This window comes from Streptomyces sp. NPDC004435 (assembly GCF_042873895.1).
Lineage (GTDB): Bacteria > Actinomycetota > Actinomycetes > Streptomycetales > Streptomycetaceae > Streptomyces.
Genome location: NZ_JBIAMB010000031.1, coordinates 1 through 23,056, shown reverse-complemented (window position 1 = coordinate 23,056; position 23,056 = coordinate 1). Strand labels below are relative to the sequence as shown.

Annotated in this window: 18 protein-coding genes and 1 riboswitch; of the genes, 3 read left to right on the top strand and 15 right to left on the bottom strand. The window is 72.9% G+C overall.

What is annotated here, in order from left to right; all coding sequences use genetic code 11:
- Positions 1 to 25: 25 nt before the first annotated feature.
- Positions 26 to 2,557, top strand: coding sequence for an ABC transporter permease (locus tag ACFYT9_RS36910; protein ID WP_389171035.1), 2,532 nt, complete (start codon positions 26 to 28; stop codon positions 2,555 to 2,557).
- A gap of 64 nt (positions 2,558 to 2,621) precedes the next feature.
- Here the strand turns inward: ACFYT9_RS36910 and ACFYT9_RS36905 are convergent, their stop codons facing one another.
- From ACFYT9_RS36905 to ACFYT9_RS36865, 9 genes are all read right to left on the bottom strand, one after another.
- Entirely contained in the window at positions 2,622 to 3,917 is a 1,296-nt protein-coding gene (locus ACFYT9_RS36905; protein WP_389171033.1) for a class I SAM-dependent methyltransferase, read from the bottom strand.
- Between the two features lie 195 nt (positions 3,918 to 4,112).
- Positions 4,113 to 5,504: an NAD(P)/FAD-dependent oxidoreductase gene (locus ACFYT9_RS36900; RefSeq protein ID WP_376602955.1), complete on the bottom strand. Its 1,392-nt coding sequence runs from the start codon at positions 5,502 to 5,504 to the stop codon at positions 4,113 to 4,115.
- Positions 5,505 to 5,874: 370 nt separating this feature from the next.
- The gene (locus ACFYT9_RS36895) at positions 5,875 to 6,789 is read right to left on the bottom strand and encodes an exopolyphosphatase (RefSeq protein ID WP_387271515.1); all 915 of its coding nucleotides are present in this window, start codon (positions 6,787 to 6,789) and stop codon (positions 5,875 to 5,877) included.
- A complete protein-coding gene (locus tag ACFYT9_RS36890; RefSeq protein ID WP_389171029.1) occupies positions 6,786 to 7,328 on the bottom strand; it encodes a DUF501 domain-containing protein in 543 nt (180 codons plus the stop codon). Before ACFYT9_RS36890 ends, ACFYT9_RS36895 begins: the two co-directional genes overlap by 4 nt.
- 22 nt (positions 7,329 to 7,350) lie before the next feature.
- Positions 7,351 to 7,821 (bottom strand): septum formation initiator family protein, encoded by a 471-nt coding sequence (locus ACFYT9_RS36885; protein ID WP_376602952.1) that lies wholly within the window; start codon positions 7,819 to 7,821, stop codon positions 7,351 to 7,353.
- Between the two features lie 115 nt (positions 7,822 to 7,936).
- Entirely contained in the window at positions 7,937 to 9,223 is a 1,287-nt protein-coding gene (eno, locus tag ACFYT9_RS36880) for a phosphopyruvate hydratase (protein ID WP_376602951.1), read from the bottom strand.
- A gap of 288 nt (positions 9,224 to 9,511) precedes the next feature.
- The gene (locus tag ACFYT9_RS36875) at positions 9,512 to 10,255 is read right to left on the bottom strand and encodes a transglycosylase family protein (protein WP_389171025.1); all 744 of its coding nucleotides are present in this window, start codon (positions 10,253 to 10,255) and stop codon (positions 9,512 to 9,514) included.
- A gap of 4 nt (positions 10,256 to 10,259) precedes the next feature.
- Positions 10,260 to 10,436: riboswitch (cyclic di-AMP (ydaO/yuaA leader) on the bottom strand.
- Positions 10,437 to 10,700: 264 nt separating this feature from the next.
- Entirely contained in the window at positions 10,701 to 11,801 is a 1,101-nt protein-coding gene (locus tag ACFYT9_RS36870) for a transglycosylase family protein (protein ID WP_389171023.1), read from the bottom strand.
- A 208-nt stretch (positions 11,802 to 12,009) separates the two neighbouring features.
- The gene (locus ACFYT9_RS36865; protein ID WP_376596665.1) at positions 12,010 to 13,326 is read right to left on the bottom strand and encodes a cytochrome P450; all 1,317 of its coding nucleotides are present in this window, start codon (positions 13,324 to 13,326) and stop codon (positions 12,010 to 12,012) included.
- A 122-nt stretch (positions 13,327 to 13,448) separates the two neighbouring features.
- Here ACFYT9_RS36865 and ACFYT9_RS36860 point away from each other — a divergent pair, with 122 nt between their 5' ends.
- Complete coding sequence (locus ACFYT9_RS36860) at positions 13,449 to 14,660, top strand: globin domain-containing protein (protein WP_376596663.1); 1,212 nt, start codon at positions 13,449 to 13,451, stop codon at positions 14,658 to 14,660.
- Here ACFYT9_RS36860 and ACFYT9_RS36855 read toward each other — a convergent pair.
- The 4 genes from ACFYT9_RS36855 to ACFYT9_RS36840 form a co-directional block, all read right to left on the bottom strand.
- Positions 14,657 to 14,872, bottom strand: a complete 216-nt coding sequence (locus ACFYT9_RS36855) for a hypothetical protein (protein WP_389171020.1) — start codon at positions 14,870 to 14,872, stop codon at positions 14,657 to 14,659. The two genes, ACFYT9_RS36860 and ACFYT9_RS36855, sit on opposite strands and share 4 nt — an antisense overlap.
- On the bottom strand, positions 14,869 to 15,828 hold the full coding sequence (locus tag ACFYT9_RS36850; RefSeq protein WP_389171017.1) for a nucleoside triphosphate pyrophosphohydrolase: 960 nt from the start codon (positions 15,826 to 15,828) through the stop codon (positions 14,869 to 14,871). Before ACFYT9_RS36850 ends, ACFYT9_RS36855 begins: the two co-directional genes overlap by 4 nt.
- Positions 15,829 to 15,854: 26 nt before the next feature.
- Entirely contained in the window at positions 15,855 to 16,547 is a 693-nt protein-coding gene (locus ACFYT9_RS36845; RefSeq protein WP_376596657.1) for a SurA N-terminal domain-containing protein, read from the bottom strand.
- 122 nt (positions 16,548 to 16,669) lie between these two features.
- Positions 16,670 to 17,665, bottom strand: a complete 996-nt coding sequence (locus ACFYT9_RS36840) for a glycosyltransferase family 2 protein (RefSeq protein ID WP_376596656.1) — start codon at positions 17,663 to 17,665, stop codon at positions 16,670 to 16,672.
- Positions 17,666 to 17,791: 126 nt separating this feature from the next.
- On the opposite strand from ACFYT9_RS36840, the gene ACFYT9_RS36835 reads away from it, so the two are divergent.
- Positions 17,792 to 20,164, top strand: a complete 2,373-nt coding sequence (locus ACFYT9_RS36835) for a YfhO family protein (protein ID WP_389171013.1) — start codon at positions 17,792 to 17,794, stop codon at positions 20,162 to 20,164.
- Here ACFYT9_RS36835 and ACFYT9_RS36830 read toward each other — a convergent pair.
- Complete coding sequence (locus ACFYT9_RS36830; protein WP_389171011.1) at positions 20,151 to 21,542, bottom strand: collagen-binding domain-containing protein; 1,392 nt, start codon at positions 21,540 to 21,542, stop codon at positions 20,151 to 20,153. The genes ACFYT9_RS36835 and ACFYT9_RS36830 overlap by 14 nt on opposite strands.
- 80 nt (positions 21,543 to 21,622) lie before the next feature.
- The gene (locus tag ACFYT9_RS36825) at positions 21,623 to 22,726 is read right to left on the bottom strand and encodes a hypothetical protein (RefSeq protein WP_389171008.1); all 1,104 of its coding nucleotides are present in this window, start codon (positions 22,724 to 22,726) and stop codon (positions 21,623 to 21,625) included.
- Between the last annotated feature and the right edge of the window lie 330 nt (positions 22,727 to 23,056).

Genomic DNA, 23,056 nt, shown 5'->3' with positions numbered 1-23,056 from the left:
CCCGCCTTCCTCCAGGACCTCACCCATGTTCCGTACCGCCCTGCGCAACGTCCTCGCGCACAAGGCGCGGCTGCTGATGACCGTGCTCGCCGTGATGCTCGGCGTGGCCTTCGTCTCCGGCACCCTCGTCTTCACCGACACCCTCTCCCAGGCCTTCCGCGGCCAGTCCGCGAAGAGCTACGACGACGTGGCCGTCGCCGTCAGCCTCCGCCCGAACCCGGAGGAGGCCGCGAAGAACCCCGGCCTCTCCCGGGCCACCGTCGACAAGGTCGCGAAGCTCGACGGCGTCACCGGCGTCCAGCCGCGCGTCGACGGCTTCGCCGGCGTGCCGGACGCGAAGGGCAAGCTGATCGGCAGCGGCTGGTCCAACAAGGGCACCAACTTCGCCCCCGGCCCGGACGGCAAGGACCCGGCCCTCGCGTTCACCTCCGGCGCCGGCCCCACCGCCGCCGGCCAGGTCGCGCTCGACAAGGAGTCCGCCGACAAGGGCGGCTACAAGGTCGGCGACCGGATCCGCGTCGCCACCAACGGCCCGGTGAAGGAGTACACCCTCTCCGGTGTCTTCACCACCGAGGACGGCGCCGTCAACGCCGGCGGCAGCCTCGTCGTCTTCGACACCCCGGTCGCCCAGAAGCTGTACCTGAAGCCGGGCTACTACTCCGACATGAACGTCTCGGCAGCCGCCGGCACCGACGCCGACAAGCTCCGCGACGAGGTGCTGAAGGTCGTCCCGAAGGCGGCCACCGCACAGACCGGCCAGGCTCTGGCCGACCAGCAGGCCCGCGAGATCGAGTCCGGCCTCGGCACCCTCAACCAGATGCTGCTCGGCTTCGCCGGCATCGCGCTCTTCGTCGGCGTCTTCCTGATCTCCAACACCTTCACCATGCTGGTCGCCCAGCGCACCAAGGAATTGGCCCTGATGCGCGCGGTCGGTGCCTCGCGCAAGCAGATCACCCGCTCCGTCCTGGCCGAGGCCGGCATCGTCGGCATCGTGGCCTCCGCGGTCGGCTACCTGCTCGGCATCGGGCTCGCCGTGGGCCTGCGCTCCGGCATGGCCGCCTTCGACATGAAGGTCCCGGGCGGCGATCTGGTGCTGGGCGCCACCCCGGTCCTCGCCGCCTTCGGCGTCGGTGTCGTCATCACCGTGCTCGCCGCCTGGCTGCCGGGCCGCCGCGCCGCGAAGATCCCGCCGGTCGCGGCCATGAACAGCGTCCACTCCACCCCGAACGCCAAGTCGCTCGTCGTGCGGAACTCGATCGGTGCCGCGATCACCGCGATCGGCGCGGTGCTGATCGTGCTCGGCGCCAACAGCGGCGGCGAGACGGGCCGCATGGTCATCGCGGGCGGTGCCTTCACCACCCTCATCGGCGTCATCATCCTCATCCCCTTCCTGTCCCGGCCCGTGATCGCCCTGATCCGCCCCTTCTTCGTGAAGGTCTTCGGGGTCGCCGGGAAGCTCGCCGGCCTCAACGCGGTCCGCAACCCGCGCCGCACCGGCGCCACCGCCTCCGCGCTCGCCATCGGCCTCACCCTGGTCACCGGCCTCACCGTGATCGGCGTCAGCGCCGGCCAGGCCCTGGACCGGATGACGGTCGAACAGATCAAGGCCGACTACATGGTCTCCATGGCCAGCGGCGACGGCCTCTCCCAAGAGGCCCTGACGGCCCTGGAGAAGACCCCGGGCGTCACCGCGGTCTCCCCGCAGCAGGCCGGCGCCCTCGACATCAAGGGCTCGTACGTCTCCGCCTCCGGCGTCACCCCCGGCGACGTCGAGAAGGTCCTGAAGATCGACGTCGTCAACGGCTCCCTCGGCACCCTCGCCGACGGGCAGATCGCGGTGGCCGAGAAGACCGCCGCCACGCGCGGCCTGAAGGTCGGCGCCTCCGTCCCGGTCGAGTTCCTGGACAAGAAGAAGGGGACGCTGACGGTCGGCGCCGTCTACAAGGACAGCGAGTTCCTCTCCCCCGTCCTCGTCGACACGAAGATCCTCGACGCGCACGACCCCGAGAAGTACATCCCGCAGATCTTCGTCGCGACCGAGGGCGGCCCGAGCGACGCCCACGAGCAGGCCCTGACCAAGGCCATGGGCGACAACCCGGCCATCTCCGTCATGGACGAGAAGGACATCCGCGACACCTTCGGCGGCCAGATCAACCTGATGCTGAACATCATGTACGGCCTGCTCGCGATGGCCCTGATCATCGCCGTCCTCGGCGTCGTCAACACCCTCGCGATGTCCGTCTTCGAGCGCCAGCAGGAGATCGGCATGATCCGGGCGATCGGCCTCGACCGGCGCCGGGTGAAGCGGATGGTCCGCCTGGAGGCCGTGGTGATCTCGGTCTTCGGCGCCATCGTCGGCATCGGCCTCGGCACCTTCCTCGCCTGGGCCATCGGCAAGACCTTCGAGTCGGCCATGCCGGAGTACGCCCTCGTCCTGCCCTGGGGCCGAGTCGGGATCTTCCTGCTCCTCGCCGCCCTGGTCGGCGTGCTGGCCTCGCTCTGGCCGGCCCGCAGCGCCGCCCGCCTGAACATGCTCACCGCCATCAAGGCCGAGTAGGCCCGCGGCACGAGCGAAGAGGGCCGGGGTTCCCACGGGAACCCCGGCCCTCTCCCCTTTTTCCCTACTCCGTCCACTCCCGCGTCCGCAGCGGCAGTCCGCTCCTCCCCGACACCGGCGTCCTGACCGCCAGGAACTGGTTCACACCGATCCGGTTGCGCTCGAAGGAGACCGCCGAGGCCGCCATGTAGAGCCGCCAGATCCGGGCCCGGCCCGGCGAGACCAGCCGGACCGCCCGGTCCCAGTCCCGCTCCAGGTTCGCCACCCAGCGGCGCAGCGTCAGGGCGTAGTGCTCCCGGATCGCCTCGACGTCCCGGACCTCGAAGCCCGCGTCCTCCAGGGTCGTCAGGGTGCGGCCCATCGGGGCCAGTTCGCCGTCGGGGAAGACGTACGCGTCGATGAAGGGGTCGATCCGGTACGCCTCCTCGTCGGGCTCGGGGCGGCGCGAGATCTGGTGGTTCAGGAGCCGCCCGCCGGGCTTCAGGAGGCCGTGCAGGAGGTCGGCGTACTCCCGGTACTGCTCCGCGCCCACGTGCTCGGCCATGCCGATGGAGGAGATCGCGTCGAACGGGCCGTCGGGCACGTCCCGGTAGTCCTGGACCCGGATCTCGATCCGGTCGGTGAGCCCCTCCTCGGCGATCCGCTTGCGGGCGAAGGCGGCCTGCTCGCGGGAGAGGGTGATGCCGACGACCCGGGCGCCGTACTCGCGGGCCGCGTGGATCGCCATCGAGCCCCAGCCGCAGCCCACGTCGAGCAGCCGGTCGCCCTCCTTCAGGGCGAGCTTGCGGGCGATGAGGTCGAGCTTGTCCCGCTGGGCGTCCTCCAGCGTGCCGCCGTCCGTCCAGTAGGCGCACGAGTAGACCATCGACGGGCCGAGCACCAGTGCGTAGAAGTCGTTGCCCACGTCGTAGTGGTGACTGATCGCCTGCTTGTCGCGGCGCCTGCTGTGCCGCCCGCCGCTGCGGCCCCTGGCCTCCTCGACGGGCGGCTTCGGCGGCGGCAGCGGGCCGGCCAGCCGGACCAGGCTCGCGGCGGCGGCCCGGATCCGCGGATCCCGTACGGAGGCGAGCAGGCCGCCGGACTCCTCGGCCCGCTCCCAGATCAGCCCGGAGAGCCGGTCCAGGGCCTCGTACAGGTCCCCCTCGACGTCGATCTCGCCGGCCACCCAGGCGCGGGCCAGGCCCAGTTCGCCGGGCTTCCACATCATGCGGCGCAGCGCCCTGCGGTCCCGGATCACCAGCACGGGGCCGCGGCCCGGCGGGCCGGCCTCGCTGCCGTCCCAGGCGCGCAGCCGCACCGGGAGGGGAGTGCCCAGCAGTTCCTCGGCGAGAGTCGCGAGCCGCGTCGCGGCGTCGGCCATGGTGACACACCTCCGTGGTCCTTGCCCCAGACTTGTCCGTCACCAAGGGAACACCGTCGGTAGGGATTTCCCATCCCGCCGCGACGCAAGGAGTGTGCAAAACACGCCGAAGGGCCGTCCGCACCACGGATGACGGACGGCCCTTCGGCACTGCTGAGGTACTGCGGGGGTACTGCTGAGCTCCTGGCGGAGGTGTTACGAGGCCTTGGCCTTCTCCGGGGCCGCCTTGGCCGCGGCGGGGGCCGGGGCGGGCTTGGCGGCCTCGTAGAACTCCTCGCGCGGCGTCTCCATGGCGCCGAGCGAGACGACCTCGCGCTTGAGGAACATGCCGAGGGTCCAGTCGGCGAAGACGCGGATCTTGCGGTTGAAGGTCGGCATCGCCATGCCGTGGTAGCCACGGTGCATGTACCAGGCGAGACGGCCCTTGAGCTTGATCTTGAACTTGCCCATGACGATCATGGCCACGCCCTTGTGGAGGCCGAGGCCGGCCACGGCGCCCTTGTTGGCGTGGCTGTACGCGCGCTGCTCGAAGCCGCGCATGCCGGACACCACGTTGTCGCCGAGGACCTTGGCCTGGCGCAGGGCGTGCTGGGCGTTCGGCGGGCACCAGGCACGCTCGGCCGGGACGCCGGCCTTGATCGCGGCGAGGTCCGGGACCTGGGCGTTGTCGCCGGCGGCCCAGGCGTAGGGCATGCCCTTGATCTGGAGCTTCTCGTTGCAGTCCACGTGGCCGCGGGGGCCGAGCGGCAGACCGAAGCGGGCGAGGGCCGGGTTCGGCTTGACGCCGGCGGTCCACACGATGGTGTTGGAGTCGACCTCGAGGCCGTTCTTGAGCACGACGTGGCCGTCCACGCAGGAGTCCATGGAGGTCTCCAGGTAGATCTCGATGCCGCGGGACTCCAGGTGCTCCTTGCCGTACTGGCCGAGCTTGGGGCCCACCTCGGGGAGGATCTTGTCGGCCGCGTCGACCAGGACGAAGCGCATGTCCTCGCGCGAGACGTTCTGGTAGTACTTCGCGGCGTCGCGGGCCATGTCCTCGACCTCGCCGATGGTCTCGGCGCCGGCGAAGCCACCGCCGACGAAGACGAAGGTCAGGGCCTTGCGGCGGACCTCCTCGTCGGTGGTCGAGTCGGCCTTGTCCAGCTGCTCCAGGACGTGGTTGCGCAGCCCGATGGCCTCCTCGATGCCCTTCATGCCGATGCCCTGCTCGGCGAGGCCGGGGATCGGGAAGGTGCGGGAGACGGCACCCATCGAGATGACCAGGTAGTCGAACGGCAGCTCGTACGCCTCGCCGACGAGCGGCGCGATCGTGGCGACCTTGCGGTCCTGGTCGATGGTGGTGACCCGGCCGGTGAGCACCTCGGCTCCGCGCACGACGCGTCGCAGCGGGACGACGACGTGGCGCGGCGAGATGCTGCCGGCGGCGGCTTCGGGGAGGAAGGGCTGGTAGGTCATGTACGACCGGGGGTCGACGACCGTGACGGTCGCCTCGGCATAGCGCATCTTCTTGAGGATGCGCCGCGCGGCGTACAGGCCAACGTACCCGCCGCCTACGATGAGGATCCTGGGACGCTCCGTGGTGCTCATGCCATCGAGTATCCACCCACCCCGGGGGGTCACCTCGTGCGCCCCTTCACAAGCTTCCCGGGGTGCTCTGCTACACTCCGCCGCCCACGTGATCCACGTCATGGTCGTGCAAAGGAACCGGAATGCACTGGTGAACGTTGTTCACCGCCGCTGAACTGGCCTGGAGAGCCCCCGTTAACGCTGAACCAAGGGGCCCGTTCACACGATGGAAACTTCGAGCGAAGTGCCCTCCGCACCTGCGAAAGGGCCCTGATGACCCCCTCGGAAGGCCCAAAGACCCTCCTCCGGCGCCATCAGGGCCCTTTTCCTTGTGAAGAACTTCACGAAGCTTTTCCGACGGGCTGTCGCCGGACCCCTCGATAGGGGGCTTCTATGCGACGGATAGGGCGATCCCATCGAGGATGTCGTGCTCGCTGACCACGACCTCGGCGGCTCCGACGCGCTCGACGATCTCCTGGAGCACGATCGCGCCGGCCACGATGACGTCCACCCGGCCGGGGTGGACGACGGGGATCGCGGCCCGCTCGTCGTGGGTGGAGGCGAGCAGCCGGCTCGTGACCGCGGCGACCTGGCCGGCGGGGATCCGGGCGTGGTGGATCTTCCCGGAGTCGTACTCGGGGAGCCCGAGGGCGATGGCGGCGACCGTGGTGACGGAGCCGGCCAGGCCGACGAGGGTCCGGGCGGTGTCGAGCGGGACGGTCTCGGCGGCGAGGTCGAGGGCGGCGCGGACGTCGGCGCGGATCGCCTCGGCCTCCTCGGCGGTCGGCGGGTCGTGGCGGACGTGCCGCTCGGTGAGCCGGACGCAGCCGATGTCGACGGAGCGGGCGGCCTCGACGTGCCGGTTGCCGGTGACGAACTCGGTGGAGCCGCCGCCGATGTCGACGACGAGGTACGACTCCGAGTCCGGCAGCTCGCCGGTGGCGCCGGTGAAGGAGAACGCGGCCTCCTGGTCGCCGGTGATCACCTCGGGCTCGACGCCCAGGATCGCGACGACCCCGTCGACGAAGTCCTGCCGGTTCTCGGCGTCGCGGGAGGCGGAGGTGGCGACGAAGCGGATCCGCTCGGCGCCGAGCTCCCGGATGACCTCCGCGTAGGCGCGGCAGGCGGCGAAGGTCCGCTCCAGCGCCTCGGGGGCGAGCCGGCCGGTCCTGTCGACGCCCTGGCCTAGCCGGACGATCGTCATCCGCCGGTCCAGCTCGACGAGCTCCCCGGTCTCCGGGTGGACGTCGGCGACGAGGAGGCGGATGGAGTTGGTTCCGCAGTCGATTCCGGCGACCCGGGTCACTCGCCCTTCTCCTCTTCCTTGTCGGCGCACGGCGTCACGCACGGGCCCTTGGCCCACCACTCGGGGAGCATCGCGAGGGCCTCGTCGCCGAAGGGGTTGACGCCCGGGCCGGCGACCAGCGAGTGGCCGACGAGGACGTGCAGGCACTTCACGCGGTCGGGCATGCCGCCGGCGCTGGGGAAGCCCTCCAGGACCTCGATGGCGTCGCGGCGGGCGAGGTAGTCCTCGTGCGCGGCGCGGTAGGCGTCGGCGAGCTCCGGGTCGGTGGCGAGCCGGGCCTGCATCTCCTTCATGACCCCGTTGGCCTCCAGGGTGCCGATGGCCGAGGCCGCCCGGGGGCAGGTGAGGTAGTACGTGGTCGGGAAGGGGGTGCCGTCGGGCAGCCGGGGCGCGGTCTCGACGACGTCCGGGTTGCCGCAGGGGCAGCGGTGCGCGATGGCGCGGAGGCCACGGGGCGGCCGGCCGAGCTGCGCCTCGAACGCGGCGACGTCCGCCTCGGTGGGCTCGGTGCTTGCGGTCTGCGGAGGGGGCGTTTCCATCGTGGATCCTGAGTCGGGTCGGTCAGTGGCGGTCGGCGTTGTCGACGCCGTCCCAGAGGTTGTCGTACCAGGGTCGGTCCGCCGTGCCCTGGTCGGCGCGGGGGCGGTCGGCGGCCCCGGGGTCGTTCACGGTGAAGCCGGTCTCGCCGGGGAGCACGTAGTGGAGGTGTTCGCGGGCGAGGCGGCGGACGTAGGCGGGGTCCTGGAGGCGGGCCTTCTCGTCCCGCAGCTCCTCGACCCGCCGGGCGGCCTCGGCGGCCTTGCGCTCCTGGTCGGCGATCTCGCCCTGCTGGGAGACGTAGCTCCTTATCGGGTAGGCGAGGGCGACGACGAGGGAGCAGACGACGAGGGCGAGGAAGGCGGCGCGGCCGGTGAGCCGGGAGCGCCGGGCCTGGCGCCGGGTCTGGGAGCGGTAGACACGGGCGGCGGTCTGCTCGCCGAGCAGCCTGATCCGGGTCGCGGTGGAGAACCGGTCCCGGTCCTTGACGGCCATGTCGTGTCGCCTCCCCTGATGTCCGGTGTCCCTCAAACGTGCGTCCCCGCACACGGTACGGGACCGGGTGCGGGGACGGACGGAACTACGGTGCCGGGGCTGGTCGCCCCCGCGATCAGCCCTTGAAGCGCGGGAAGGCGCTGCGGCCGGCGTACACGGCGGCGTCGTCGAGGATCTCCTCGATGCGCAGCAGCTGGTTGTACTTGGCGACGCGCTCGGAGCGGGCCGGGGCGCCGGTCTTGATCTGGCCGCAGTTGGTGGCGACGGCGAGGTCGGCGATGGTGACGTCCTCGGTCTCGCCGGAGCGGTGGGACATCATGCACTTGAAGCCGCTGCGCTGGGCGAGCTCGACGGCGTCGAGGGTCTCGGTCAGCGAGCCGATCTGGTTGACCTTCACCAGGAGGGCGTTGGCGGACTTCTCCTCGATGCCGCGGGCGAGGCGCTCGGGGTTGGTGACGAAGAGGTCGTCGCCGACGAGCTGGACCTTGTCGCCGAGGCGCTCGGTGATGACGTTCCAGCCGGCCCAGTCGTCCTCGAAGAGCGGGTCCTCGATGGAGACGAGCGGGTACGCGGAGACGAGCTCCTCGTAGTACTCCGTCATCTCGGCGGCGGAGCGCTCCTTGCCCTCGAAGAGGTACTTGCCGTCCTTGTAGAACTCGGAGGCGGCGACGTCCAGGGCGAGGGCGACGTCCTTGCCGGGCACGTAGCCGGCCTGCTTGATGGCCTCCAGGATGAGGTCGAGCGCCTCACGGTTGGAGCCGAGGTTCGGGGCGAAGCCGCCCTCGTCGCCGAGGCCGGTGGAGAGGCCCTTGGTCTTCAGGACGGACTTGAGGGTGTGGTAGACCTCGGTGCCCCAGCGCAGGGCCTCGGAGAAGGACTCCGCGCCGATCGGGGCGATCATGAACTCCTGGATGTCGACGTTGGAGTCGGCGTGCGACCCACCGTTGAGGATGTTCATCATCGGAACGGGCAGCAGGTGCGCGTTCGGGCCGCCGAGGTAGCGGAAGAGGGGGAGGTCGCTGGCCTCGGAGGCGGCGTGCGCGACGGCGAGGGAGACGCCGAGGATGGCGTTGGCGCCGAGCGAGGACTTGTCCGGGGTGGCGTCCAGGTCGAACATGGCCTGGTCGATCAGGCGCTGCTCGGTGGCGTCGTAGCCGACGAGCTCCGGGCCGATCTGCTCGATGACGGCGAGGACGGCCTTCTCGACACCCTTGCCGAGGTAGCGGTTCTGGTCACCGTCGCGGAGCTCCAGGGCCTCGAACGCACCGGTGGAGGCACCGGACGGCACGGCAGCACGACCGGTGCTGCCGTCGTCGAGGCCGACCTCGACCTCGACCGTGGGGTTGCCTCGGGAGTCCAGGATTTCCCGGGCTACGACGACGTCGATGGACGGCACGAGCATCTCCTTCTGGGATGTGACGCTAGGTGTGACGCATGGGTCGCAAGGTCTCGTTCGCCTTGCGACAAGAGCCTAACCGGCTCCGGCGCTCCCGCCCGCCGACCGCCCGTCCCCTGGGACGAAAAAGGGCCCAAGAGCATGCATGGGGGGACGAAAGACCCGGGATCTACTGGACAGTAACGGCAGAACCCCGGTCCCGAGCCACGGGGGAAGGGGCTCGGGACCGGGGTGGTCACCGCGGGAGGGTCGTCGGGCACCGGAAAGCCGCCGGACTCACCGGTGCCGGGGGCCTCACTTCAGGTGGAGCTGCTGGCCCGGGTAGATCAGGTCGGCGTCCTCGACGACGTCCTTGTTGAGCTCGAAGAGCTTCGCCCAGCCGCCCTCGACGCCACGGGCGTCGGCGATCTTGCTGAGGGTGTCGCCGGCCACGACCTTGTACTCGCCGTCGCCCTTCTTGACCTTCTTGCCGGTCGGGGTGGTGACGGTCTTCTTGGCGGCGGCCTGCGGCGCGGGCTGGGCCTTCGGGGCCTGGCGCTGCTCGCTGCGGGTGGTCGGCTGCTCGGCGGAGCGCTTGGGGGCGCTCTGCTGGGTGCTCTGCTGCGGGGCGCTCTGCTGCTGGGTGCTCTGCTGCGGGGCAGCCTCGGCGGAGCCGCCGTCGTAGGAGGCGGAGGAGAGGCCCACGCCGCAGCTCGGCCACGCGCCCTTGCCCTGGCCCGCGAGGACCTTCTCAGCGACGGCGATCTGCTGCGACTTGCTGGCCTGGTTGGCGGTGGGGGCGTAGGCGGTGCCGCCGTACGCGGCCCAGGTGGAGGCCGAGAACTGGAGGCCGCCGTAGTAGCCGTTGCCGGTGTTGATGGACCAGTTGCCACCGGACTCGCACTGGGCGACGCGGTCCCACTCGGAGGCGGTGGCGGCCGAGGCGGTGCCGGCGGCCATCAGCGGGGCGGCGACGGCCGCACCGGTGACGCCGACGAGGGCGACGACGCGAGTGGCCTTGGAGGGACGACGGCGCTTGCCCGTGCCGGAGAACAGCATGGAGTTTCCTCTTCACCGACGCCTGTGAGGTGAGCTGTCGGGTTCGGGCTTGAAGAGTTCGCCCGGCCACGCGTCCTAGCGCGCGGCTTCACCCCTAGCCGGTCGTCCGGCCGTCGTGGTCGACGGCCGGGACCGGCACGAACCTTGGGTCCCCCACTCCTGCCTGCGGCGCTTTCGCGACGACAATTCCCGGCGGCCGACGGCAGGACTCGGCGTTTCGGTCGACGGGGCCCGCGGTGGCGAGCGGTGATGACCGTAGACATACACCTGCTCGAAGTTCAAAGGGCCTTACGACGGACAAAACGCCCTTACTTGCACTCCGTCAGACCTCGTTTGCCCAGGTGAGAGCTGACGGAAGCAAAGTTTGCGGACGTGACACGCCAGTTGGGGCGAAGAGACCCATGTCTCACTTTCCCAAAATCGGACATACAGCCCTGAAACGACCTCACTTCTCTGCGGAAGGAGTCACCAGCTCAAGGCTCTGACCAGGGAGGATGAGATCCGGATCGGTGCCGACCGTATGGCGGTTGGCGTCATAGAGGGCGTCCCAGCCGCCGGCGAGATCGTTCTCCTGCGCAATCTCCGACAGGCTGTCACCCGGCCGCACGGTGTAGGCGTCGCTTGCGTCCGAGTTGACGGGGATTGAGGTGACCTTGTCCGCAGCTGCGGCATGTCGCCCGGATTCCTGCTCAGTGTCCGTCTTGTCGGTTTCCTCCGGGGCGGCCTCGCCCCGGTGCTTGCCCGTCCCGGGCGTGGCCGACGACTCGTCAGCCCCGTCCGTACCGGGGGTCTCCGGGGTGGTGGACCCCTCGGGCGCGACGGGGGTCTCGGGGGCCTCCGAGCCGTCCGGAGGCGTGACCGGCGTGCCGGGCGCGGTGGTGCCGGGGGCGCCCGTGGAGGCGTCCGGCGTGCCCGTGGAGGCGTCCGGGGCGGTCGTCGACGGCGGCGTGGCGGTTCCCTCGGAGGCCGGCGTGGTGGGCGCGGCGGGCGTCTTCGGGGCCGCGGGCTTCGTGGGCGTGGCCGGGGCGGTCTCCGCCTCGCCGGCGGCCTGCTCCGCCTCCTCGGCCCGCTCGGCGGGCGCCGTGGTCTTCGCGGCGGGTGCGGCGGGCTTCTCCGCCTTCTCGCCCGCGTCGGCGCTCGCGGCGGTGTCCGTGCCGCCGGTCCAGTTCGACTCGGGGGCCAGGCCGCCCTCGTTCTCCTGCTGGACGGCCGGGCCCGGCTGCACGCCGGTCGCCCTGCCGTCGTCGGTGAGCCCGGCGATGGGGGCGCAGGTGGCCCAGTCGGTGCTGCCGGAGGAGAGCGCCTTGTCGGCCACGGTGATCTGCTGCGCGCGGCTGGCGAGGTCGGGGCTGGGGGCGTAGGCGAGTCCGCCGTGCCGCTCCCACGCCTCCTGCGTCATCTGGAGGCCGCCGTACTGGCCGTTGCCGAAGTTGGCGCTCCACTGGCCGGCGGACTCGCAGGCGGCGACCCGGTCCCAGGTGGCCGCGTCGGCGGCGGAGGCGGATCCGGCGGCGAGCAGCGGCAGCGCCATGGCGGATCCGGTCACTCCCGCGGTGACGACGATCGCGGGAGCCTGACGGGGTCGACGGTGTCGTCCGTTTCCGGAAAGCATGTCGGGGCCTTTCGCGTGACGGCAGGGACGGCAGGGACGGCCGGGTTCCGGCCGAACGCTGGCGCGAAGGTAGCCGCATTCGAACGTCCGTCACAAGTCGATGGCTTCCCGATCACGTGAAGATCACATTTCTGACACACCGTCACCCGCCCTGCGGGGGTGCGGATGGGGTGAACTCCACCGGAAGCGTGCGCAACCCCCTCATGATGAGCCCGCCGCGCCACCGCAGTTCCTCCGGATCGACCCCAAGTCGCAGGTCCGGAAGGCGGGTCAGGAGGGTGGCGAGCGCGGTCTGCCCCTCCAGGCGGGCGAGCGGCGCGCCCAGGCAGTAGTGGATGCCGTGCCCGTACCCGAGGTGCTGGTTGTCCCTGCGGGCGAGGTCGAGGGTGTCCGGCGCGCCGAAGCGGTCCGGGTCGCGGTCGGCGGCCGCGAGGACGACGAGGACCGGGTCGCCCGCCGGGATCGCCTGCCCGCCGAGGGTCAGACCGGTGGTCGCGTACCGCCAGGTCGCCAGCTCCACCGGGCCGTCGTACCGCAGCAGCTCCTCGACGCCCGTCTCCAGGAGCCCGGTCTCCCCGGCGGCGAGCGACGCCTGGAGGAGGGCGCGCTGCTCCGGGTTCCGCAGCAGGGCGTAGGCGCCGTTGCCGATGAGGTTGATGGTGGTCTCGAAGCCGGCGAAGAGGAGCACGAAGCACATCGCGACGGCCTCGGCCTCGGTGAGGTGGTCGCCGTGGTCCGAGGCGCGGATGAGCCCGGAGATGAGGTCGTCGGCCCCGTCCTCCCGCAGGCCCTCGCGCTTCCGGTGGATCAGCTCCGCGAGGTATCCGCGGATCTTCTTCACCGACCGCGCGACGCCGCCCCGCGGGCCCCCGCCGTGCCGGATCATCATCCCGGCCCAGTCCCGGAAGTCGTCCTGGTCCTCGGCGGGGACGCCCAGCATGTCGCAGATGGCGTAGATGGGCAGCGGGAAGGCGAACTCGTGGATGAGGTCGGCGCTCCCGCGCGCCACGAAGTCGTCGATGAGCCGGTCGGTCAGCTCCTGCACGCGCGGCGCGAAGGCGGCGACGCGGCGCGGGGTGAACGCCTTCGACACCAGGCGCCGCAGCCGGGTGTGGTCCGGCGGGTCGATGTTGAGGAGGTGGGTCATCAGGCCGGCGCTGCGCTCGCCCGGAATGCCGGTCTTGCCCGGCTCGGCGTGGTGCACCGGGTTCTTCGAGAGCCGCTGGTCGGCGAGGGCCTGGCGGGCGTCCGCGTACCGGGTGACGAGCCACGCCTCGACCCCGCTGGGGAGGGTGGTCCGGTGCACCGGCGCGTGCTCCCGCAGCCAGGCGTACGCCGGGTAGGGATCGGTCGCGAACTCCCAGCTGAACAGCTCGGGCACCGGCCCGCCCGCGGCACCGCCGACGGGACAGGAGGCCGGCGCGGGGCTCGTACCGGGAGTTCCGGGCGTATCGGGCATCGGTGCGGGTCCTTCACTCACCCCGTGACCGTACCGTCCGGTCCTCCGCGCCCCGCCGGCCGACCTGACGTGATCAGCGGCAGGTGACCACGCCGTGACGGCCCGTGCCCTACATTTCCCGCGTGGACCTCCCCTTGCTCAGAAGCACGTTCGCGGTCGTCGAGAGACGGGCCGAACACGCCGTCACGTACTTCTACTCGCACCTCTTCTGGCGCAACCCCGGCGTACGTGCGCTCTTCCCCGAGGACATGGTCCCGCAGCGCGACCGGCTGTTCGCCGCGCTCACCCACGTCGTGACCTCGCTGGACGACCCCGGGCTCGACGCCTATCTGGGCCGCCTCGGCCGCGACCACCGCAAGTTCCTCGCCTCCCCCGCCCTCTACGCGGCGGTCGGCGAGAGCCTGCTCGCCGCCTTCGCGCACACCGCGGGGGCGGTGTGGACGGTCGAGGCGGAGAAGGCGTGGTCGGAGGCGTACGGGCGGGTCGCCGACCTGATGCTGGCGGGCGCCGAGGAGTCCACGGCCGCCGGGGAGCCCGCCTGGTGGGACGCGGACGTCGTCGGACACGAGCGGCACGACGACGACCTGGCCGTGCTCACCCTCCGCCCCCGCAGGCCGTACCCCTATCTCCCCGGCCAGTACGCCGGCGTCAGCTCGCTCCGGGTCCCGCGGGTGTGGCGCACGTACTCCCTCGGCAACGCGCCCCGCGAGGACGGCACGCTCGACCTGCACGTGAGCCGCATCCCCGGCGGGGCGATGAGCACGGCCCTGGTGGACGAGGTCCGCCCGGGCGAGACGCTGCGGCTGAGCGCGGCCGGCGGCGCGGCGGTCTCCCGCACGGCGCCCGGCGCGCTCCGCACCTATATATGCGCCGGTACGGGCTGGGCGCCGGTACGGGCCCTGCTGGAGGAGGCGGCCGGCTCCGACCCGGACGCGGAGGGCCGCGTCTTCGCGGTGGCCCGCTCCCGCGAGTATCTCTACGGGCGCGAGGAGCTGGACCGGCTGGCCGCCCGGCTCCCCGGCCTGAGCGTCACGTACATCGCCTCGGCCCCCCGCCACCCCCGCGACCAGGCCACCGAGCGCCTGCTCACCGCGCTGCGGTCCTGCGGCCGCTGGCCGGACCACGACGTCTACCTGGCCGGCCCGCCCGGCTTCCTCACCGAGGTCTCCGAGGTCCTGGAGGAGCTGGGCGCCGACCCGGCCCGCACCCGCCACGACGCCCTCCCGCCGGTCGGCCGCTTCTCCACCCGCCCGGCCACCCGCGCCGAATGGCTCCTGAGCCCCCCGGCGATCCGCTGGCACGACCCGGCCGCCCGCGCCCCGCGCGGGGACTAGACGGCCGCGCGGCGCGCCCTGCGGCGCCAGACGGCCCTGCGGAGCAGTTCCTCGGCGTACCAGAGCGCCGCCAGCCAGGCGAGCGGCCGCAGCCAGTCCCACAGATCGCTCTCCAGCGACAGCATCATCGCCATGCCGAAGCAGAGGAACACCTCGATGTCCCGCTCCTTCGACGGCGGCCTGCGCAGCCGCTTCAGGAAACGGTCCCTCACAGCCCCTCCACCCCTCTGATCGCGTCCCGGAACGCCCGGGCCGCCGCCCGCAGCGCCGCCTCGGGATCGACGCCCTCGGCCTCCGCGCGGGCCGCGAGGGCCAGCAGCTCGTAGCCGATGCCGGGGCCCTGCGGGAGCGGCACGTCGAGGCCGGCCGTGCGCACCCGGCTCGCGAGCTTCGCGGTGAGCGCGAGGCCGGGCTGGCCGACGGGCACCCCGTCGGTCACGGACTCCCGGCCCTTCTCGACGGCCTTGGCGCGCAGCCAGTGGGCGCGGACGTCCTCGGGGGTCTCGGCGGTCTCGTCGCCGAAGATGTGCGGGTGGCGCTGGACCAGCTTCTCGACGAGGGCGCCGGCCACGTCGTCGACGGAGAACGGCTCCTCGGCGTCCTCCTCGGCGATCCGCGCGTGGAAGACGACCTGGAGGAGGACGTCTCCGAGCTCCTCGCGCAGCTCGTGCCGGTCGCCGGCCTCGATCGCCTCGACCAGTTCGTACGCCTCCTCGATGGCGTATTTGGCGAGGCCCTGGTGCGTCTGGAGCGAGGACCAGGGGCACTCGCGCCGGATGAGGTCCATGACCTGGACGAGGTCGAGCAGGCGGGCGCCGGGCAGGTCGTACGAGCCGGGCAGCAGCTCCAGGTCGGGCATGGCGGTGCGGCCGGAGCCGGCGAGCCGGGCGAGCCCGTCGGTGAGGGCGCGGTCGCCCTCACCGGAGGGCAGGACCAGGACGGTGCGGCCGCCGGCGCAGGCGGCGACCAGCTCCTCGGCGGTGGGGCGGACGTGCTCGACGGAGACGCCCGCCTCCCGCAGGTACGGCAGCTGGGGGTGGTGCTCGTCGGGGCAGAGGACCCGGTCGGCGCCGCGCAGCGCCTGCCAGGCGGGCCAGGACAGCAGTCCCGGCGCCACCCGGTGGCTGGCGGTGAGCAGGACGACCCGGCCGGGGTTCACGGAGTTCACCCCCCGAACCTACCCCGGGGCCGGGGTCAGCCCGGAAGCTGTTCCGCGCCGGCCGCGGCCTGGTCCTTGGTGACCCTGACCAGCCAGGGTGCCGTCTCGGCGCCGGTGTCGAGCTGGACCCTGGTGTCGTCCCAGGCGCCGTAGCGCGGGTTCACGTCGATGTCGAGGGACTTCGACGCGGCGGCGAAGAGCTCCTGGAGCTTCTGCTGGCCCTCGGGGGTCTCGGTGATCCCCAGCTTCTCGACGATCTTCGTCATGAGGACGTTGCGCCGGACGACGTCGTCGATCTGGCCGGGGGCCACGCCCTGCTGCTGGAGCAGGACGGCCGCCAGGCCCTCCTCGCCGCCGTTGTCGCGGACGAACGCCTCGCGGGTCTCCTGGAGCTCGGCGCGGGTGGCGGAGACGCCCTGGTCGGCGGCGACCTTGCCGAGGATCCGGTCGAAGATCATGCCGTTGAGCTTCTGCCGGCCGAGATCCCCGGTGGCGGCGATCAGCTGGGCGGACTGCGGGGACGAGGACTGCGCGTCCCGGGCCGCCTTCACCTGGGCCTGGAGGCTGGAGACGTCGATGCGCTCGCCCCCCACGACGGCCGCCGCCCCCGGATGGGCGTCGCCGCCGCACGCGGTGAGCAGTGGAGCCGCGGCGAGGAGCGCGGCGGAGAGGGCAAGCGCGGTGCGGCGGCGTGCGGAGCGGTCGTGGCGGCGGTCGCGGCGGTGCAAAGGAGCCTCCCGGGCTGGTCGTGCGTCAGTTGGACGACCTTGCGGTGATCGATGGTAGGGAGTCGCCGGGACCGTAGCCACTACTTCGCGGCGACAACTTGCCCGTCACCGCGTCACGGGGGTCACTTCCGGACGACCGTCTCCCACAACGAGGCACCCGCCGCCGGGGTGTCGGCCCGCGCGCCGTCCCTGTCGCGGCCCGCGTGCGTCTCGGCCACCAGGTAGTGGGGACGGCGCTTGACCTCGTAGTAGATGCGGCCGACGTACTCGCCGATCAGGCCGACCATGACCATCTGGACGCCGGCGAGGGCGGTGACGGCGACGAGGAGGGTGACGTAGCCGGGCGTGTCGACGCCGTGGGCGAGGGCGTCGGCGACGATCCAGCCGGCGTAGGCGAGGGCGAGGGAGACGAGCAGCAGGCCGAGGTAGACGGCGGCGCGCAGCGGCTTGTTGTTGAAGGAGAGGAGGCCGTCGAGGCCGTAGTTGAGGAGCTTGCCGAAGGTCCACTTGGACCGGCCCTCCTCGCGCACCGCGTTCTCGTAGGCGAAGGTCGTGGTCCGGAAGCCGACCCAGGAGAAGAGCCCCTTGGAGAATCGGTTGTACTCGCCGAGGCCGAGGATCGCGTCGACCGTGCGGCGGGAGAGCAGCCGGAAGTCGCCCACGCCGTCGACGAGTTCGACGTCGACGAGCCGGTTGATCGCCCGGTAGTAGAGGCGGGCGGTGAGGGTACGGGTGACCCGGTCGCCCTCGCGGGTGCGGCGGGCGACGACCTGGTCGTACCCCTCGGCGTGCAGCGCGACCATGCGGTGCACCAGCTCCGGCGGGTGCTGGAGGTCGGCGTCCATGATCACGACGGCGTCGCCCGCCGCGTGCCGGAGCCCGGCGAGCATGGCGGCCTCCTTGCCGAAGTTGCGGCTGAAGGAGACGAAGCGGACCCGCGCGGGGTCGGCGGCGGCGAGGTCCCGCAGGATCGGGAGGGTCCGGTCGCGGCTTCCGTCGTCCACGTAGACGATCTCGAACTCGCCCTTCAGGGCCTTGAGTTCCTTCGTCACATGGGTGTGGAAGCGGGCGAGGACGTCCTCCTCGTTGAAGCAGGGGACGACGAGAGAGAGCAGCACATCCGACACCCAAAGGCAGGCCGGTGACCCGCCCGCCCCGGCGGGGTGACGACCGGGCGACCATTGCGTGAACTGCCCCGCGGTGGCCGTCCTCCGCCGCTCCGGCGCTGCGATATTCGAACCGCCATGCGAACTGTCCTGCGCACCGCCCCGCCCTCCACGCTTTGCCCGGACCCGGCCCCGAAGTCCACGCGCCGCGCCACGGCCGCCGCCTGCGCCCTGGCCGGACTGCTCGCCGTCGCCGCCGTCTGCGCCGGGGACGCGGCGGCCCGGATCTTCCCCTTCGGTCCGCGCCACCGGTCCGTCAACGACCTGGCCAACCAGTTCGTCCCCTTCCACGCCCACCTGTGGGACCTGCTGCACGGCCGCGCCGACGGCGGGATCACGCTCAACTGGCGGGCGGGCGGGGGCACCGGCTTCCTCCCCGACTACGGCACCTACCTGTCGAGCCCGCTGGCCCCGCTGGTGGCACTGGCCCCGCGCGCGGACATCGAGTACGCCGTCTACGCCCTGACCCTCCTGAAGACGGCCCTCGCGGCGGCCGCGACCGCCTTCCTCCTCCGCCGGATCTCCACCGTCCCCGCCCGCTGGTGGCCGCCCGTGCTCGGCGCCGGGTACGCCCTGTGCGGCTGGTCGCTGGTGGAGGGCGCGTACAACCCGATGTGGCTGGACGGACTGATCGCCTTCCCGCTGCTGTGCCTGGTCGCGGAGTGGGCCCGCGAGGGCGTCCGCCCCCTGCTCTCCGTCCTGACGGCGGCGGTCTGCTGGACGGCGAACTTCTACACCGCGTACATGGCGACGCTCGGCGCGGGCCTCTTCCTGCTCGCGCGCCTCGCGACGGCGGGCCCCTTCCGGCTCCGGGCGCCGCTCCGGGCCGCCGGCTCGGTGGTGCTCGGGGTGGGCCTGGCCGCGCCCGTCCTCGTCCCCGTCCTCCTCTCCACCCGGCAGGCGCACCCGGGCGTCGTCCGGGAGTTCGAGGCGGCGGGCGCGGCGGACGTGCTGGCGCGGCTGCTTCCGGGGACGTACGGCTTCTCCACCCCGGCCGCGTTCGTGGCCACACCGGTGCTGCTGCTCGCGGCGACGCTCGCCTTCCGGCGGGAGGTGCCGGGCCGGGAGCGGTGGGTGTGGACCGGACTCGTCCTCGCCGCGGCCGTCTCCTTCCAGTGGGGACGGACTCACCTGGTGTGGCACCTCTTCGCCACGCCGAACGGCAGCCCGTACCGCCAGACCTTCGTCCTCGCCGGCCTCCTGGTGATCGCCGGGTACGCCGGCCTCGCCCACGGACCGCCCGGCCGGCGCCCGCTCGCGGCGGGCTGCGCGGTGGTCCTCGCGCTCACCGCCGCCGCCCTCCCGAGCCGGCTCGCCACCCACCCCGCGCTCCTCCTCGCCGTCGCCGGCCTCGCCGCGGTGGCCGGCGCGCTCGCGCTCCCCCGCCGCCGCGGGTACGCCGTCCTCGCCGCGCTGCTCGTCACCGGCACGCTGCTCGGCCAGGCCGCCGCGACGACGGCGTACGCGGACCGCCGCCGCCTGGCGCACCTCGACGACTACCCGCCGTACGGCCCCGGACAGGAGCGCCGGGCCGCGGCCCTCGCGGCGGCCGACGGCTGGCCCGCGTACCGCACCGACTCCGGCCTCCCGCGCGTCGCGGGCAACGACCCGCTGCTCCTGGGCGGCCAGGGCACCGCCTACTACAGCAGCCACACCCCCGCCGTCCTCACCGAACTCCTCACCGCCCTCGGCGGCGGCTGGACCTCCCGCGGCCGCGCCCTCCAGAGCCTCGACAACCCGGTCACGGACGCCCTGTTCGCGGTCGGGGCGCGGTGGCGGGACGGCGAGGTCGTGCGGACGGGGGCGGTGCCGCCGCTCGTGACGGTACGGCCGCCGGGCGCCGCGCCCGTCCTCGGCCGGGACCCCTTCCGCAACCAGGAACTCCTCCTCGGCGCCGGGGTGTACACCCGCCCGGCGGAGCCCGGTTCCTGCCCGGTGGGCACCGAGGTCTTCCTCTGGGCCCCGGAGCGCACGGGTGAGGCCCGGCTCGGAACCGGCGCCCCGGTCGGGCTCCTCGGGGGCGGCCCCAGGCGCCGCGCGGCGATGGCGTCCCTGGGCGTCCAGACCCCCGGCGCCCGCCCGGAGGTCCCGGACGGCAAGGGCCCGGCCGAGCTGCGCTGCCTGGACCACGACCGCCTCCGGAACGCGGTGACGGCCCTGCGGGCCCGGTCCGCCGTCTCCGTCGAGACCACGGCGACGGGCCTCACCGCCCGCCTGCCGGACGGGACGGCCGGCACGGCGGTGGTCGCCGCCCCCGCGATCCCCGGCTGGACCTGCCAGGGCCGCGCACCGGATCCCTACGCGGGCCTGCTGGCCGTACGGATCGCGGGGACGACCACCGTGAGCTGCGCCTTCCGTCCCCCGGGGCTCACCGCCGGCCTCGCGGCGGCGGGGGTGTCGGTCCTGGTCCTGCTGGGAGCCGGGTGGCGGCGCCGGCTCAGCGCCTCCTGAAGCGCCGCACCAGGAGCAGACCGCCCGCCGCGCACAGCAAGGCGAGCAGGGCCGAGGCGTAGACGACGGGGCTCGTACCGCTGTCGGCCAGTTCGTCGTCGCCGTAGCCGCTCGGCTCGGTCGTGGAGGGCTCGGGGGACGGCTCCGTGGTGGAGGGGTCCGGGGCCGGCTCCGTCGAGGGCTCCGTCGTGGACGGCTCGGGGGACGGCTCCGTCGTGGTCGGGGAGGGCGTGGGCTCGCTGGTGGAGGGGGAGGGCGTGGGCTCGCTCGTGGACGGCGACGGGGTGGGCTCGCTCGTGGAGGGGGACGGGGTGGGGGTCGGGGAGGTGCCGTCGTCGCAGCTCAGGTCCGCCGCGAAGGGGAAGTGGTGGATCTCGCCCGCGTTCACGTCGGCCGCCCTCGTCGCGTCCAGCGGTCCGGCCGTCAGCGCCTTGGCGACGATGTCGCCCTCGATGTTGGCGGGGTCGAGGTCCGTGACGTGGGCGCGGGGCGCGTAGATCGTGCCCTCGACGGAGTCGCCGGTGGCGATGGTGATCGCGGTCGCGTCGGAGAAGTTCCAGAGGATGAAGGGCGCGTCGTCGCCGCTCACCCCCGCCAGGTTGGGCACGTCCCAGGTGAACACCCCGCCCGTGGCCGTCGTGTCCACGTCGATGACGAGGGGGCCGGAGGCGGTCGGGCGGTCGAGGAAGGTGAGTTCGGACAGGGCGTTCAGCTCGTCGCCGGTCAGCTTGAGGACGTTGGTGCGGTCGCCGTCGAGGGTGATCCGGCCCGGGTCCTGGACCTCGACGTTCGCGACGCAGCTCGCCAGCGCGTCGGCGCGGTCCCGGTAGGAGGCGAAGAGGCCGGTGAAGTCCATCAGGCCGGGGTGGGGGCCGACGGAGAGCGCGGGCTGCTCGACGGTCAGCTCGATGCGGGGCGTGGAGTTGTGGCCCTGCCCGGCGGCGACGACCTGGGTCTTCACGGTGGCGCTGTTGGAGTCCTGGGTGACCACCTGGCTGCCGGTGAGGTCGCCGACCTTCAGGTAGCCGTTCTGGAGGACCTTGAGCACGCCGACGGGGCTGCTGCCCGCGTAGTCGATCCGGCCGCCGACGAGGAGCGCGGTGGGCTGCGCGTCGGTGCCGACCCTGAAGGTGCCGGGGGTGTGGAGGGAGACGTTGTACCCGGCGCCGTACGCGAGGTCGCCGCCGATCGCGACGGGCCCCTCGGACTCGGTGGAGCCGAGCAGCGCGTCGGTCTCGACCACGACGCCGAAGCCGTTGTTGCCGGAGACGGGGTTGCCGACGTCGACCGTGGCGGCGACGGCGGGGTGGACGCCGGTGGCCAGCGTGGCGGCGACGGTGCAGGCGGCGATCCCGAGGAGCGAGTACGACTTCGTCATACGAGCAGACTGCGCCGGGGAGGCACCCTGTCTCCTCTGACACGCCCGGCCCCCTCTTCGAATGCAGTAGCGACACGCCGTCAGGCGACCTGCCGGGCACGGGCCGAGGCGCAGTCGCGGCAGAGGCCGGGCGCGGAGGACCGGATGGCGCGGTCGCAGTCGTCGCAGCTCTCGAAGACGGGCACGTCGTGGATGACCATGCCCCAGCGCGGGGCGCCCGGCATCGGCGGCGGGGCCGGTGTGGGCAGCGGGGGCGGCATGGGCGTCATCGGCGGCGGTTCCGGTGTGCGCGCCGGTGGGAGCAGTTGCCGCAGCCGGTGGGCGAGCAGGCCGCCGGGGTGGGTCAGCGGTTCCGGCAGGCGGGCCGTGAGCACACCGGTGATCGCCTCGTCGCTCAGTCCCCGCTCGAACCACCCGGCGAGGGCGGGCGCCAGCCGGACGACCTCCTGCGGCGTCAGCGTCAGCCGGAGGTCCACGAGGCAGAGCGAGCGGAGGAGCCGGGCGCCCCGGTCGTCGGGCGCGGACGGCTGCGGCGGCGGGAGTGGCGATTGGGGCTGCGGCGGGAGCGGGGGCTGCGGCTGCGGCTGCGGCTGCGGCTGCGGCTGCGGCTGCGGGACGGAAGCGCGGCTGACCTGCCGGTGGGGCGCGGGGGCGGGTTCGTGGACGGCGGCGGAGGGAGCCGCAGGCTCCGGGGCGGGTGCGGGTGCGGGGGCGGGCTCGGGGTCTTGCTGGGGCTCGGGCTCCGGGGCGGGGTCAGGCTCCGGGACCGGCGCGGGATCCGGGTCCGGGACCGGTGCGGGGTCCGGCTCGGGCTCCGGGTCGGGGGCCGGCTGCTCGTCCGCCGGTGTCTCGGGAACGCGGTGCCAGGACGTGCGGGTCACCAGGCGGCCGTCCGGGAGCCGTACGCGGCGCCGTGCGAGGTACCCCTGGGACTCCAGTTCGCGCAGGGCGCCGGCCACCCGGATCTCGCCTTCGCGGGCTTTGCTCGCGAGGGCGCGGATGGTGATCTCGGCCCCTTCGGGCAGCGACGTGATGTAGCCGCCGATGCCACGCGCCAGGAACGAGAGCTGGGGATGGTGGAGCATGGCCGTGCTGACCGACGTGGAGTCGGACTCCGGCAGGGGCGTGTTGTGGTGGACGACGCCGGTGTGCGCGCGGGGCGCGCTAGGGTATGGGGTATCCATCAGGAAGGGTCTACTTCCTCGTTGGTCAGGCCCTCGATCGGGATGCCAGTCCCGGCCGGGGGCCGAACGTTTTTCAGTTCGTGTTCGGCGTGAGCATATGCCAGGCAACCACCTGGAAATCCAGCCGAGTTGGCAAGGTTCCCCCAGGAGAGTGACGCCCGCGCGCGCGGTTGCCGTCAGGGGGTGGACAGGGGGAGGGGAGGGGGGAAACCACCCCCCCCCCCCCCCCCCCCGGGTAAACCCCCCGGTTACCCCGGGGAACCCCCCGACCCGGGGCCCCCCCCCCCCGCCGCCCCCCCCCCCCCCCCGGGGGGCAACCCCCCCCACCCC

Coding starts and splice junctions, on each gene's coding strand:
- ACFYT9_RS36835 (WP_389171013.1), top strand. CDS start 17,792: ATGCGAACTGTCCTGCGCACCGCCCCGCCCTCCACGCTTTGCCCGGAC.
- ACFYT9_RS36825 (WP_389171008.1), bottom strand. CDS start 22,726: ATGGATACCCCATACCCTAGCGCGCCCCGCGCGCACACCGGCGTCGTC.
- ACFYT9_RS36905 (WP_389171033.1), bottom strand. CDS start 3,917: ATGGCCGACGCCGCGACGCGGCTCGCGACTCTCGCCGAGGAACTGCTG.
- ACFYT9_RS36875 (WP_389171025.1), bottom strand. CDS start 10,255: ATGCTGTTCTCCGGCACGGGCAAGCGCCGTCGTCCCTCCAAGGCCACT.
- eno (WP_376602951.1), bottom strand. CDS start 9,223: ATGCTCGTGCCGTCCATCGACGTCGTCGTAGCCCGGGAAATCCTGGAC.
- ACFYT9_RS36910 (WP_389171035.1), top strand. CDS start 26: ATGTTCCGTACCGCCCTGCGCAACGTCCTCGCGCACAAGGCGCGGCTG.
- ACFYT9_RS36830 (WP_389171011.1), bottom strand. CDS start 21,542: ATGACGAAGTCGTACTCGCTCCTCGGGATCGCCGCCTGCACCGTCGCC.
- ACFYT9_RS36865 (WP_376596665.1), bottom strand. CDS start 13,326: ATGCCCGATACGCCCGGAACTCCCGGTACGAGCCCCGCGCCGGCCTCC.
- ACFYT9_RS36885 (WP_376602952.1), bottom strand. CDS start 7,821: ATGGCCGTCAAGGACCGGGACCGGTTCTCCACCGCGACCCGGATCAGG.
- ACFYT9_RS36900 (WP_376602955.1), bottom strand. CDS start 5,504: ATGAGCACCACGGAGCGTCCCAGGATCCTCATCGTAGGCGGCGGGTAC.
- ACFYT9_RS36890 (WP_389171029.1), bottom strand. CDS start 7,328: ATGGAAACGCCCCCTCCGCAGACCGCAAGCACCGAGCCCACCGAGGCG.